Origin of the sequence: Nocardia sp. NPDC052566 (assembly GCF_044547285.1) — a bacterium.
GTDB lineage: Bacteria > Actinomycetota > Actinomycetes > Mycobacteriales > Mycobacteriaceae > Nocardia.
On the sequence record NZ_JBIUAF010000003.1, the window covers coordinates 113,513 to 127,054 of the forward strand.

12 protein-coding genes are annotated in these 13,542 nt (G+C 69.1%); 7 read left to right on the forward strand and 5 right to left on the reverse strand.

The window, feature by feature from the left end:
• Window positions 1–98: 98 nt before the first annotated feature.
• Together ACIG5A_RS14655 and ACIG5A_RS14660 are read right to left on the reverse strand one after the other, a co-directional pair.
• Entirely contained in the window at window positions 99–920 is an 822-nt protein-coding gene (locus ACIG5A_RS14655) for an SGNH/GDSL hydrolase family protein (protein ID WP_397240726.1), read from the reverse strand.
• 21 nt (window positions 921–941) lie between these two features.
• A complete protein-coding gene (locus tag ACIG5A_RS14660) occupies window positions 942–1,643 on the reverse strand; it encodes a hypothetical protein (RefSeq protein ID WP_397240727.1) in 702 nt (233 codons plus the stop codon).
• A gap of 67 nt (window positions 1,644–1,710) precedes the next feature.
• Between ACIG5A_RS14660 and ACIG5A_RS14665 the strand changes: the two genes are divergently transcribed.
• Complete coding sequence (locus tag ACIG5A_RS14665) at window positions 1,711–2,214, forward strand: MarR family winged helix-turn-helix transcriptional regulator (RefSeq protein ID WP_397240728.1); 504 nt, start codon at window positions 1,711–1,713, stop codon at window positions 2,212–2,214.
• A 31-nt stretch (window positions 2,215–2,245) separates the two neighbouring features.
• On the opposite strand, the gene ACIG5A_RS14670 is transcribed toward ACIG5A_RS14665, so the two are convergent.
• On the reverse strand, window positions 2,246–2,824 hold the full coding sequence (locus tag ACIG5A_RS14670; RefSeq protein ID WP_397240729.1) for a hypothetical protein: 579 nt from the start codon (window positions 2,822–2,824) through the stop codon (window positions 2,246–2,248).
• A gap of 226 nt (window positions 2,825–3,050) precedes the next feature.
• Here ACIG5A_RS14670 and ACIG5A_RS14675 point away from each other — a divergent pair, with 226 nt between their 5' ends.
• Genes ACIG5A_RS14675 through ACIG5A_RS14685 form a run of 3 tightly spaced genes read left to right on the forward strand, consistent with a single transcriptional unit; the run spans window position 3,051 to window position 4,685 of the window.
• Window positions 3,051–3,389 carry a YbaB/EbfC family nucleoid-associated protein gene (locus tag ACIG5A_RS14675; protein ID WP_397240730.1) on the forward strand — a complete coding sequence of 113 codons (339 nt, stop codon included), beginning with the start codon at window positions 3,051–3,053 and terminating at the stop codon, window positions 3,387–3,389.
• 10 nt (window positions 3,390–3,399) lie between these two features.
• On the forward strand, window positions 3,400–4,008 hold the full coding sequence (gene recR, locus ACIG5A_RS14680; protein ID WP_397240731.1) for a recombination mediator RecR: 609 nt from the start codon (window positions 3,400–3,402) through the stop codon (window positions 4,006–4,008).
• Between the two features lie 59 nt (window positions 4,009–4,067).
• Window positions 4,068–4,685 (forward strand): LysE family translocator, encoded by a 618-nt coding sequence (locus tag ACIG5A_RS14685; protein WP_397240732.1) that lies wholly within the window; start codon window positions 4,068–4,070, stop codon window positions 4,683–4,685.
• A gap of 21 nt (window positions 4,686–4,706) precedes the next feature.
• Here the strand turns inward: ACIG5A_RS14685 and ACIG5A_RS14690 are convergent, their stop codons facing one another.
• On the reverse strand, window positions 4,707–5,351 hold the full coding sequence (locus ACIG5A_RS14690; protein WP_397240733.1) for a hypothetical protein: 645 nt from the start codon (window positions 5,349–5,351) through the stop codon (window positions 4,707–4,709).
• A 58-nt stretch (window positions 5,352–5,409) separates the two neighbouring features.
• Window positions 5,410–5,619, reverse strand: a complete 210-nt coding sequence (locus ACIG5A_RS14695; protein ID WP_397240734.1) for a hypothetical protein — start codon at window positions 5,617–5,619, stop codon at window positions 5,410–5,412.
• 161 nt (window positions 5,620–5,780) lie between these two features.
• Here ACIG5A_RS14695 and ACIG5A_RS14700 point away from each other — a divergent pair, with 161 nt between their 5' ends.
• From ACIG5A_RS14700 to ACIG5A_RS14710, 3 genes are read left to right on the forward strand one after another with little or no spacing between them, the layout of a single operon-like run.
• Entirely contained in the window at window positions 5,781–9,470 is a 3,690-nt protein-coding gene (locus ACIG5A_RS14700) for a DUF2126 domain-containing protein (protein WP_397240735.1), read from the forward strand.
• 38 nt (window positions 9,471–9,508) lie between these two features.
• Window positions 9,509–12,631 (forward strand): circularly permuted type 2 ATP-grasp protein, encoded by a 3,123-nt coding sequence (locus ACIG5A_RS14705; RefSeq protein ID WP_397241756.1) that lies wholly within the window; start codon window positions 9,509–9,511, stop codon window positions 12,629–12,631.
• Window positions 12,628–13,542 carry a transglutaminase N-terminal domain-containing protein gene (locus ACIG5A_RS14710; RefSeq protein WP_397240736.1) on the forward strand — a complete coding sequence of 305 codons (915 nt, stop codon included), beginning with the start codon at window positions 12,628–12,630 and terminating at the stop codon, window positions 13,540–13,542. Before ACIG5A_RS14705 ends, ACIG5A_RS14710 begins: the two co-directional genes overlap by 4 nt.

Consider the following 13,542-nt stretch of genomic DNA (forward strand, 5'->3'; position numbering starts at 1 on the left):
GAGCGTGGCCTGCGCCGCGGTAAGCGGCGCGATTGTTGGTCGCCAGGGCGAGCGGGGGCTTCGGTGAATCGCTCGGCGGTCCCCCGATCGCGGTCTGATCAGGCCAGTTCGGCCAGTGTCGCCACCGCGGCGATCGCCACGGCCCGCTGGCCTTCGAGGGTGAGGTGCACGCCGTCCTCGATGTGCATCGGGACCTGCGCCGCGGCCGTGGTGGCGGCGAACGCGTCGATCACCGGCTCGGGCCTGGCGCGCAGCAGTTGCGCGGTGTGTTCGAGATCCTTTGTGGTCCAACTGATCTGGGCCTGCTGGAAGTGCGGGTACGCGGCGATCAGCTCCTCATCCATGGTGGCGGGGGTGAGCCAGACCCATCGGGGTCCGCACAGTCGCGCCGCCTCCGAGCGCAACAGCGTCAGGTTGCGGGCGGTCTCGTTGGCGCTGACCAGCAGCGGGCCGCCGATGCCGACCTGCTGCGCGTCGTTGCCGCCGAGGGCGCACAGCACCCAGTCGGGGCGCAGGAAGCCGAGTGCGGCAACGGATTTCAGTGCCTGAGTGGTGGTGCTGCCGGAGACGGCCAGGTTGGTGAGCCGGATCCGGTCGGCGGGCCTGCGCAATTCGAGCAGGTGCCGCAGGATTTCGAACCAGGACAGCCGATCCGCGGTGGTGCTCTCGCCGAGGGCGACGACGTGCGCGCCTGCCGCGAACGGCAGCCGATCGACCTGCGCGGCAATATCCGGGTTGTCGAGCAGTCGCGCGGCGGCGTCGCGGGCGCGCGCGGTGAAATCGTCGCCGAGTTCCCGGTATTCGGTGGCGCTGAGCCCGAACAGTGCCGCGATATGCGCCTCGTCCGCACCGTTCAGGTACGGCAGCGATTTCTCCGGGCGCTGGAAACGCACCAGCTTCTCGGTCATTTCGGTCTTCATCCTCGGTGATTCCTCTCGAATTCAGTTGCCGGACACGAACTGTGGGGTCGGTGGCAGCAGGAAGCCGACGGCGATGAGCCAGGCCATGCCGCTGAAGCGTGCGATCGGCAGCAGGAAGGCGGCCGCGGTGAAGGTGAGGCTCAGCGCGCTCATCAGCCCAAGCGCCGCGATGACTACGCCCGCCCAGACCAACCAGCCGGTGAAAAGCCTTGCGCGCAGGGCGGTTATCGCGATGCCCGCGATCAGCAGGCCCGTCGAGACGACATTGCCCGGCCCGCCGAACAGGAAGGCGAGGGTGTGCAGCGCGCGCACCAGCGCCGGATCCTCGGTCACCTCCTGCACCGTCAGCACCCAGCTGACCAGGCCGGAGCAGATCAGGAAGGTCGCGGCGAGCGCGCCGCCGACCAGTGCGAGCGCCGCGCCGGGCGCCCGGGTGAGTGCGCGCAGCCGCGCGGCCATGGTCGCCACGTAGATCGCCAGCGGAATCGCGCTGGCGAACTGCAACACCGCGCCGGTGCGCACCGCGCCGGAGTGCTCGCGGAAGTAGGCGAGCGCGTCGGCCGGGTCGCTGAACGGTGACGGAAAGGGGCTCCCACCGGCGCGAACAGTGCTGATGACCAGCCCGGCCACGAACAGGGCCGCGGCGACGGCGCCGAGTACGCCGAGCGGCGGTTCGAGCGCGCGCGGCGGGTGATCTATGCGGGAGGCGGCATGAGTGGCCATGGCTATCCGTTCTCAGAAGTGAATCGTTCTGACTAGTGAACGATTGCATGGTGTGTACGATAGCCCGGTGACCGAAGTGGAGCAAGGGGGCGATGCGCCGCGACCGCCGATGCGCGCGGTGGCGTTCCAGCTCGCGCAACTCGGTGCGCACGCGGCGCAGCGATTCGCCGAGCGGATCGGCGAAATCGGTTTGACCCCGCCGGATGTGGGGCTCTTGCGGATGATCGCGAGCGAGCCGGGGCGCAGTCAGCGTTCGCTGGCCGCTGAGTTGGGCGTGGTGCCGAGCCGGGTGGTCGCGCTGATCGATGGACTCGACAGCAGGGGACTTGTCGAGCGCAGGCGCAGCCCTACCGACCGCCGCAATCACGAACTGCACCTGACGCCGGAGGCGCAGAAGCTGCTCGGCCGTATGGCGGAGGTGGCACTCGCGCACGAAAGCGATATCCGCGGCGCGCTATCGGACGCGGAGTACGAACAGTTGGCCGATCTACTGGGGCGCATCGCGGGGCAGCAGGGGCTGACGCCCGGTGTGCATCCCGGGTATCAGCACATGCGGCTACCGCGCGGCTAGTAGTTCCTCCGCAGGTCGCGCGAATCTCGCGTCAGGCCAAGGCGAATGTCAGCAGCAGGGTGGTTTGGATGGCGCCGCGCCACCACGAGTAGCCGAACCAGACGCCCGGCGTGATCTCGCGGATCTCGTCGTAGACCTGCGGGACGATCGACGGGGCGTAGTTCAGCGCCCAGGTCGGCCGTCCGTCGAGCAGGGCGGGCGCGGTGTAGACGTCCGCGGGGAAGCCTTCGATCCCCGCGCCGGTGACCCGGTTCATCAATCGCCCGCCGTCGGGGCCGGTGTAGAAGGTCTTGCCGATCCACAGGGCGGGCGCGATGCCCTGGAGGTTCGGCGGGCGGGTGACCCAGCCGTCCTTCACGCCCATCGGCACCGCGCCGCGCGGTGCGTCGCGGAAGATGGCGTCCTGCTGCTCGGGCGAACATCGGAAGCGCAGCGAATCGAGGGTGGCCGCCTTGTCGTCCGGATAGAGGACGCAGCCGCCGCCGTAATCGGCCGCCGCCGCGGTGACGCCGGAATCGGCCGAGGCAGGGCCGCCGACGCCGAGGAAAATGCCGGGAACTCCCAGCGAAACCACCAGAGTGCTCAGCAGACGAACTCGGTTTGTGCTCATATCTGATCTCCCAGAATCGCCGCACCGATAGCCGACCCACATTCGATGGTAGGGCGATCTTGATGGCACTCGGTCGTTCGATCCCAAGCTGTAACCCTCGATAACAGTTAGGCATAACCAACGGTCGGCGCCCGCCGCGGTGTTCGCTACCCGCGATGCGGCTCCGTGCGACGCCCGCCTGCCGACTACGCTGGCGGACGACACATTCCGCAGAGAGGAACATGCCGTGCAGCCCGGTGGTCAGTTCGACATGCAGCAGTTACTCGCGCAGGCACAGCAGATGCAGCAGGCGGTGATGGCCGCCCAGGCCGAGATCGCGGCGTCCGAGGTCGAGGGGCAGGCGGGCAACGGCCTGGTCAAGGTGACGATCAAGGCCACCGGCGAGGTGGTCTCGCTGACCATCGACCCCAAGGTCGTCGATCCGGAGGACGTGGAGGGCCTGCAGGATCTGGTTATCGGCGCGATCAACGACGCCATGGCCAACGCGCAGCAGGTCGCCGCCGAACGGCTCGGTCCGCTGTCCGGAGGGCTCGGCGGTTCGCTGCCCGGCCTGCCCGACTTCTGAGGCGCGCCAGTTGTACGAAGGTCCGGTCCAGGATCTGATCGATGAGCTCGGCAAACTGCCGGGCATCGGTCCGAAGAGCGCGCAGCGCATCGCCTTTCACTTTCTGCAGGTCGAGCCGCCGGAGATCGACCGGCTGCAGGCCGCGCTGCAGAAGGTGCGCGACGGCGTGCAGTTCTGCGTGGTGTGCGGCACCGTCTCCGACGGCGAACTGTGCCGCATCTGCGCCGATCCGCGGCGCGACCGCACGATGATCTGCGTGGTCGAGGAGCCCAAGGACGTGCAGGCCATCGAGCGGACCAGGGAGTTCCGCGGGCGCTATCACGTGCTCGGCGGCGCGCTCGATCCGCTCAGCGGTATCGGGCCGGATCAGCTGCGCATTCGAGAGTTGCTGGCGCGCATCGGCAATCAGGAGGACGGCGTCGATGTCACCGAGGTGATCATCGCGACCGATCCGAATACCGAGGGCGAGGCGACGGCCACCTATCTGGTGCGGATGCTGCGAGACTTCCCCGGGCTCAGCGTGACTCGGCTGGCGTCGGGTCTGCCGATGGGCGGCGATCTGGAGTTCGCGGACGAACTGACGCTGGGGCGGGCGCTTTCGGGGCGGCGCGCGCTGTAACCGCGCCCTAGTTGATCTTGGGGCTTGCGCTTCGGCCGCCGCAGGTTACTGTGACGGAGATGAGCATCGAGTTCTGGCTTACCACGCTCGTCATCGTCGCCACACCGGGCACCGGCGCGCTGTTCACGCTGGCCGCCGGGCTGTCCAGGGGGACGCGGGCGAGCGTGATCGCGGCCTTCGGCTGCACCCTCGGCGTCGTCCCGCACATGATCGCGGCGATCACCGGCCTCGCCGCACTGCTCAACGCGAGCGCCGTCGCCTTCCAGACGCTGAAGTACCTCGGCGTCGCCTACCTGCTGTACATGGCGTGGAGCACGTTCCGCGACAAGGGCGCGCTCACCGTGCCGGAGGACGCGCAGGCCGATACCTCCTCGGCGCGCAAGGTGATCACCTCGGCGGTACTGCTCAATATCCTCAATCCCAAGCTGACCATCTTCTTCTTCGCGTTCCTGCCGCAGTTCGTGCCGAACGACGCGCCGAATGCGCTGGCGCGCATGCTCGAACTGAGCGGCGTGTTCATGCTCGCCACCTTCGTCGTCTTCGCCGTCTACGGCGTGTGCGCCGCCGCGGTGCGCAACCAGGTCATCTCCCGCCCCGCCGTGGTCACCTGGATGCGCCGCGTTTTCGGCGCGTCCTTCATCGCACTCGCCGGTCGCCTCGCTCTCCAGAACCAGTGAGCTCTCCAGAACCGCTGAGTCTCAGAGGGTGACGCGAGTCCACGGCAGGGCCTGAAAACGGGTGCGGTCGTTGGTCGCCCAGTCCCAGATGAGGGCGGAGACCGTCGGCGCGTCGGGGATGGTGATGCCGAAGTGCTTGTCGGGGGCGCCATCTCGGTATTCGAGGGTGTAGCTGCCCGACTTGTCGCGGTAGGTCTGGACGTAGAACTGGTCGCCGCGTTCGACGATCAGGTACGGGTTCGGCGGGGTCAGCCCGGAAACCCATTGGTAGGCGAGTGATTTCGTGAGGTACGGGAATTCGCCCGCGCCGCCGTGGGTGACCGTGGCGGGCACGTGGTCCGCCGGATCCATCAGCCAGGCCAGCTGCGGATCGTAGACCGCGTAGTCCAGCGGGGTGGCGAGCGCGAACAGCAGCTGCCTGACATAGCCGATCGCGTCGTACGGGCACGCCACGTGCAGTGCGGCCCCGGTGGCGGCGCCGCCGACAGATTCGGTGCTGAGGAAGGTGTCGTCCTGGGGTAGTTCGGCATTGCGCTTGTTCAGCGCGGCAGCCAGCGCCGCAACCACTTCCGTCTCCGCGATGCCCTGCTGACTACTCAGGTACGCGTCGACCTCGGCGAGCGTCGAGGCGGCACCGGACGGCAGCAAGACGTGGTCGTAGCTCATCCGATCAGCGTACGAGGCGCCGTCGCGGCGGCGGCATTCCGCCTGTCAAGCCGGTAAATCAGGCGGGGCGCACCAGCTCGTCGATCCGCGCAGAACAGGCGCAACCGCCCGCGATATCCGCGCAGTCGACGACGAAGGTGTGCCGAGCCTGGTCGAGATCGGCACAGTCCGACTCGGTGCATTCGCCGATGCGGCCGAGATGCACGATCAGGGTGCCGTGGCAGTGGTCCACCGCGGATTCGCAGGCCGAACAAAGTAGCGCACGCATGAGACCTCCCGGGAGATCGATTTGTCATTCGGTCATATCACCCGCGCGGGTGCGCGTGGGGGAGGCCGCCTGTGTGTCGCGCCGACGGCGATTCGGCAACCGGTCGCGCGGGCGTCGGCGAAGTCGTTCGTGCAGCTCAGGGCATGCTGTCTAATAGGAGGATGGGCATCAAGGTGTCGCTCGAACACCGGACAACCTATACCTTCGATCGGTCGGTGCAGGTGCACCCGCATGTGGTGCGACTGCGGCCGGCGCCGCATTCGCGGACACGGATCGATGCCTACTCGATGCGGGTGACCCCCGCCGCGCACTTCCTCAACTGGCAGCAGGACGCGTTCGGGAATTTCCTTGCGCGGCTGGTGTTTCCGGAGCCGTGCCGGGAGCTGTCGATCACCGTCGGCTTGATCGCCGACCTCGAGGTGATCAACCCGTTCGACTTCTTCGTCGAGGAGTACGCCGAGCATTTCCCGTTCACTTACGCACCGTCGCTCGCGGCGGATCTGGAGCTGTATCTGCGGCCCGTGGACGAGGCCGAGCCGAATTCGGGGCCGGGGCCGCTGGTGCGGGAGTGGGTGCGCGCGCACGCTGCGGTCGAGGCACCGCGCAGCATCGATTTCCTGGTCGCACTGAATCAGGCGCTGCGCCGCGATGTCGACTACACGATCCGGATGGAGCCGGGGGTGCAGTCGCCCGATCACACGCTGCGCGCCGCGCTCGGGTCCTGCCGGGATTCGGCCTGGTTGCTGGTGTCGATTCTGCGTGAGCTCGGGCTGGCGGCGCGGTTCGTCTCCGGGTATCTGGTGCAGCTGGCGCAGGACGTGCCGTCGCTGGACGGACCGTCCGGCCCGCCTGCCGATTTCACCGATCTGCACGCGTGGGCCGAGGTGTATCTGCCCGGCGCGGGCTGGGTCGGGCTCGATCCGACATCCGGCCTGTTCGCGGGCGAGGGGCACATACCGCTGGCGTGCACACCGCATCCGAGTTCCTCGGCGCCGATCACCGGTTCTACCGGAATCACCGAAGCCACCATGGATTTCGCCAATATCGTCCGGCGGGTGCATGAGGACCCGCGAGTCACGTTGCCGTACAACGCGGCCCAGTGGGCACGTATCACCGCCGCGGGCGCCGCCATCGATACCCGCATGGCCGCGGCCGATGTCGGCCTCACCCTCGGCGGCGAACCCACCTTCCTCTCCATCGACGACCAGAACAGCCCCGAGTGGACCACCGAGGCCGACGGCCCGCACAAGCGCGAACGCGCGGTCGACCTGGCCGATCGCCTGCGCCGTATCTACGCCCCCACCGGTATCGCCCAGTACCGCCAAGGCAAGTGGTACCCGGGAGAACCGTTGCCCCGCTGGGAAATCGCGGTCGCCTGGCGCGCCGACAACCAACCCCTCTGGACCCGCCAAGATTTGCTCGCCGATCCGTGGACTCCGCTCGCTCGCGCCGCATCGGCTGGCAGCGTGCCGGTGGTTAGGGGCGATGCCATGGGAGGAACCGCTGCGCCACCGGGAGCCGACGGCGACGACGCACTGCGAGAAGGCAATTCGAATCCGCGATCGGTCGATGTCAGTGGGCTGGCGGGCCGCTCGACGGATGGCGGCTCGGTGGAGGGCGAAGTCGAGGCGCTGGACGGCAATGCGGATCGTTCGCCGAATGGCAGCTCCTCTGCCGGGCATGGGCATCCGCGAGCGGTCGGCGGGAGGGTCCCGTCGGAGATTCCGGTGCAGCACGCGGTGGATACCAGGGTGGCGCAACGGGTTCGGCGGCGGGCGGCGGATGCCGAGACGGCGCGGGCGTTCATCGCGCATGTCGCGGACGGTCTCGGTCTGCCGGATACGCAGGTGCGACCGGCGTTCGAGGATCCGCTGGTGCGATTGGCGGCGACGATGCGTGCGCCGGAAGGGGATCCGGCTGACGCCGATCTCGAGCCGGAGGACGATTCGGCGCGGGCGCGCTACGAAATGCTCGCTCGGCTCGATGCGACAGTGACCGAGCCGGTCGCCTATGTGCTGCCGCTGTATCGGCGCGACGACGGCGCGGGGTGGGCGAGCGCGGACTGGCGGTTGCGGCGCGGACGTTCGGATGATCAGCCCGCCGGGCGAATCGTGCTGGCGGAGGGGGATTCTCCGGTCGGGCTGCGGTTGCCGCTGGATTCGATTTCCTGGCGAAGGGCGCCGGTGCCGCCGGACAGCGATCCGCTGTTCCAGCGCCCGCTGCCGGATCAGCGCGCGGAGCCGCGGGCGGTGGTGCAGCCCGGCGCGTGGGCGCCGACGACCGCGCTGGTCGGCGAGGTGCGCGACGGCCGCCTGCACGTCTTCCTGCCACCGCTGAGCGAGCTCGGCGACTTCCTCGACCTGGTGGCGCGGGTCGAAGCGGCCGCCGTAGCGGTCGATCAGCCGGTGGTGCTCGAGGGCTACGCGCCGCCCGCCGACGCCAGGCTGCGCACCTTCTCGGTGACCCCGGATCCGGGTGTGATCGAGGTGAACGTGCAGCCCACGGTCTCGTTCGCCGAGCAGGCCGAGTTGCTGTCCACCCTGTACGAGCAGGCCAGGCTGGCCAGGCTGAGCACCGAATCGTTCGATGTGGACGGCACGCACGGCGGCACCGGCGGCGGCAACCACATCACCCTTGGCGGCGTGACGCCCGCGCGCTCACCGCTGCTGCGCCGTCCTGACCTGCTCGTCTCGCTGCTCACCCACTGGCAGCGGCATCCGTCGCTGTCCTACCTGTTCTCCGGCCGGTTCATCGGACCGACCTCACAGGCGCCTCGGGTCGACGAGGGCCGCGAGGAGGCGCTCTACGAACTGGAGATCGCCTTCGCCGAAATCGCCAGGTTGAGCGGCATTTCGGCGCCGGGCGGCGAAATGATCAGCGCACCATGGCATATCGACCGCGCGCTACGGCATCTGCTCACCGATCTCACCGGCAACACCCACCGCGCCGAATTCTGCGTCGACAAGCTCTACAGTCCCGAATCGGCAAGGGGCAGGCAGGGATTGGTCGAGCTGCGCGGCTTCGAGATGCCGCCGCACTTCCAGATGGCGATGGTGCAATCGCTGCTGGTGCGCGGGCTGGTGGCCCGGTTCTGGGCACAGCCGCTGCGGGCCGAGCTGATCAGGCACGGCGCGAACCTGCACGGCCGCTACCTGCTGCCGCACTTCGTATTCGCCGATATCGCCGACGTGGTCGCCGATCTGCGCGCGCACGGTATCGACTTCGAGCTCAGCTGGCTCGAGCCGTTCACCGAATTCCGTTTCCCGCGCATCGGCACCGTGCAGCTCGGCACCGTCGAGATCGAACTGCGCGGCGCGATCGAACCGTGGAACACCCTCGGCGAGCAGACCGTCGCCACCGGCACCGCCCGCTACGTCGACTCCTCGGTGGAGCGCCTGCAGGTGCGGGTGACCGGCGCCGACCGCGGCCGCCACGTGCTCACCTGCAACGGCATGCCGGTGCCGCTGCTGGCCACCGACAAGGCCGACGTCCAAGTGGCGGGCGTGCGCTACCGGGCATGGCAGCCGCCGAATTCGCTGCATCCGTCGATCACGGTGGACGCGCCCCTGGTCTTCGACCTGTTCGATGCCGAAACCGGGCTGTCGCGCGGCGGCTGCACGTATCACGTCTCTCATCCCGGCGGGCAGTACTGGGCCGACCCACCGGTGAACGCGGTGACTGCGCAATCTCGCCGCAACCGTCGATTCGAAGCGCGGGGACATACCACCGGTCGCGCCGATCTCGCGGATTTACGTGCGAAGATAGCAGCGCAGTCCATCGACGTCGGAGCGCAGGGCCTCCTCGATCTTCGCCGGGCTCGGACGGTGTGGACAACGGCCAGCGACCGGTAGACACCTCGGGCAGTGGAAGAGAGGCCAGCGCGGTGACCATGGAGGCGGGCTCGGACGTGCGCGAGCAGATCGCCGCGCAGTTCGCGCGCTATCGCGCCGAGGGCGGGCAGTACGCCGCCTACGACGAATGCGGCGGCCCGACCGAGGGCTACTACGACGAACTCGTCGACACCGAGGGCCGGGTGCGGCAGATGTGGTCGGAGCTGTCCGCCGATTTCGTCGAGCTCGGCACCACCGGGCTCGGCAGGCTCGACAGCCGGGTACGCAGGCTGATCGAGGACGACGGCATCAGCTACATCGAGACCGCGGGACCCGGCGACCCCGCGGGCCCCATGCCGTGGCGGCTCGACCCGATTCCATTGCTCGTCTCCGCGGACGACTGGACCAGGCTGGAGGCCGGGCTCGTCCAGCGCTCGCGGGTGCTCGACGAGGTGCTCACCGATATCTACGGCGCGCGGCGCACCATCACCTCCGGACTGCTGCCGCCGGAGGTGGTGTTCGGCAACAGCGGGTATGTCCGTGCCGCGCACGGCATCACGATTCCCGGGCGGCATCAGCTGTTCCTGCATGCCTGCGATATCAGCCGGTGGAGCGACGGGCAGTTCCGGGTGATCGCCGACTGGGCGCAGGCACCCTCCGGGGCCGGGTACGCGCTCGCCGACCGGCGGGTGGTCTCGACGGCGATCCCGGAGGCGTTCGAGCATTCCAGCCCGCGCCCGTTGACGCCGTTCGCGCGGGCCATGCGGCTGATGCTGATCGAGTCGGCGCCGGTGGCCGACGACGACGATCCCGTCGTGGTGGTGCTGAGCCCTGGCGTGCATTCCGAAACCGCCTTCGATCAGGCGTATCTGGCGTCGACGCTCGGCTTCCCGCTGGTGGAGAGCGCGGATCTCGTTGTCCGCGACGGGTTCCTGTGGATGCGCTCGCTCGGCACGCTGAAGCGGGTCGACGTGGTGCTGCGCCGGGTGGACGCGGAATTCTCCGATCCCCTTGACCTGCGCCCGGATTCGCGCCTCGGCGTGGTCGGGCTGGTCGAGGTGCTGCGCCGTGGCGCGGTGACCGTGGTGAACACGCTCGGCAGCGGGCTGCTGGAGAATCCGGCGCTGGCCGGATTCCTGCCGCGGGTGTCGCGTGCGCTGCTCAGCGAGGAACTGCTGCTCGACGGCGCGCCATCGTATTGGGGCGGTGACGATCTCGAGCGATCGCACCTGATCGCGAACCTGCACCGGCTGATCATCCGCTCCGCGGTGGACGGGAGCACCCGCTTCGGGCCCGAGCTGAGCGAGGCCGAACGCGCGGACATCGCGGCGCGGATCACCGCGCGCGGCTGGGAGTGGGTCGGCCAGGAACCGGCGCAGTTCTCGGTGGCCCCGGCCGTGCAGGGCTACGGCGGGCTCGCCTCCGCACCCGTCGGCATGCGGCTGTTCTCGATGGCCCGCCGCGGCGGGTACACGGCGATGGCGGGCGGGCTCGGGCAGCTGCGCCAGCGCCTGGAGCCGAATCGCAGCGTGATCAAGGTCGCGGCGAAGGACGTGTGGGTTCGCGCCGCACCGACGGCGGTCACCGCCATCAGCACCGAACCGCCGCACGAAGAGCGCGCGCGGCCCTACGCGCCGATGCTGGAGCCGGTCAGCTCACCCCGCGTACTCAACGACCTGTTCTGGATGGGCCGCTACAGCGAGCGCGCCGAATCCGTTGCCCGCCTGCTCATCGCGACCCACGAGTGCTACCAGGACTACCGCTACCGCCCCTGGCTGGAAGGCGCCGAAGCGCTCCCGGTCCTGATGTCGGCCCTGGCCAGATCCACCGCGACGATCGCCCCGGCCTCCGTGGTCTTCGGCGCCTCGCTGGACGACGCCGAGCCGGATGCGGATGCGGGACAACCACAATCGCCGGTGTCGGCGACCGCGAGCGGCGTTGCCGACGAAGCGGATGCCGCGGCCGCGGCGAGTTCGGGTGCGCGAGAGTCGAGTTCGGCCGCTGCACCCCCCGCTCCGGAGCAATCGCCGTCGCAGGCCGGTGCATCCGGCCTGTCGCGATCGGCGGGTGGGCAGCAGCAGGGTTCTGGTGCTTCCGGACAGTCGCAGTCGGCGGGTGGGCAGCAGCAGGGTTCTGGTGTGTCCGGACAGTCGCAGTCGGCGGGTGGGCAGCGACAAGGTTCTGATGTGTCCGCGCAATCGGCAGGCGAGCAGCAGGCGGCATCGAGTTCGGCTGCCGCGCGGTCACAATCGGCCGGTGGACAGCAGCAGGGCGGGGCCGTGCAATCACAGTCGCAGTCCGACCCTGCGGGAAGTCTGGCGCGGGTGGAGGAAGCGTGGACGGCGGTGGTGGCGACACGGTGGCCCGCGGTGGCGGGAGCGTCGCGGGAGGGGCACGACTATATGGAGGCGTTGACGATTGATCGGGAGTTGCCAGGGTCGCTGGCGTTCGCGATCGATCGGTACGGGTCGGCGGCGCGGGCGGTGCGCGATCAGCTCTCGGTCGACACCTGGATGATCCTCAGCGCGATGGAGCGCGCGCTCGCCGAATACCGTGGCTCGGGCGGTGATCAGGAGGCCGCGCTGACCGCGGTGCATTCGCTCTCCCTCGCCGCGCTGCTCGCGCTGTCCGGCATCGGATCCGAATCGCTGGTGCGCGACACCGGTTGGTACGTCATGGATATCGGCAAGCGCATCGAGCGCGGGCTGGCGCTGACGGATCTGCTGTCGGCCGCGCTCACCGACACCTATCCGGCCGAGGTCGAACACGTGGTGACCGAGTCGGTGCTGCGCGCCGCCGAATCGCTGGTGAGTTACCGTCGGCGCCACCGTGATTCGGTGCGCATCTCGGCGGTGGCCGGGCTGCTGCTCTTCGACGCGACCAATCCGCGGTCGCTGGCCTATCAATTGGCGCGACTGGACGAGGATTTCCAGGCGCTGCCCGCCGCCACCGGTTCGTCGCGGCCGCAGCGGCTGCTCGCCGACGCGCAGCGGATGCTGAGCCGGGTCGATCCGGCCGATCTGGAACTGACCGACGACGAGGGCAGGCGCGCCGAATTCGCCGATCTGCTCGAGGGTGTGCACCTGCGGCTGCGCAAACTGTCCGAATCCTTCGAGGCGACGAAACTGTCCGTGCCGCTTGGCATTCAGCCGCTATGGGGTAGTACGAGGGTGGTTGGATGATCGGCCGCAACGGCTCGGCGCGGCGCTATCGCGTGCAGCATCGCACCACCTACTGCTACTCCGACGACGTCACGAGCTCCTATGGCCGCGCGTACCTGACGCCGCGCGAATTCCCCGGGCAGCGCCTGCTTTCGCACGATATCCATGTCGATCCGCTGCCGTCGGACCGCTCGATCGGCACCGACGTCTACGGCAACACCAGCTCGTATTTCCATGTCACCGCCGAACATCGCAAGCTGGTGGTCACCGGCGAATCGCTGGTCGAGGTGGACAAACCGGAGCGGCTGACGGCGGGCCCGGCGCGGCAGCCGTGGGAGGACGCCCGCCCGACCGGCGCCACCGGTCCGCTGGCGGTCGAGTTCGCCCTCGACCTGCGCCCGCCCGAGATCACCCCCGAGGTCACCGCGTACGCCGCCGAATCGCTGACGCCGGGCCGCTCGCTGCTCGACGCGGTGACCGAACTCAATACCCGCATCCACGCCGATTTCACCTACCGATCCGGGTCGACCACCGTCTCGACCAAGGTCGCCGACGTGTTCGCCGAGCGCGAGGGCGTCTGCCAGGATTTCGCCAGGATCGGCGTGGCCTGCCTGCGCTCGCACGGACTGGCCGCCCGCTACGTCTCGGGCTATCTGGCCACCGATCCGCCGCCGGGTAAGGAGCGGATGGTCGGCGCGGACGCCACGCACGCCTGGTCCGCGGTCTGGGTGCCCGGTGAGGCCGGCCACGATCGGACCGGGCGCTGGATCGGTTTCGATCCGACCAACGATCAGTTCGCCGACGAGCGATACGTCACCGTGGCGTGGGGCCGGGACTACGCTGACGTGCCGCCCCTGCGCGGCATCATCTACACCGATGCCAGGGAGAGCACGATTACCGTTTCGGTCGACGTAGCCCCGGTGGAGGTGTAG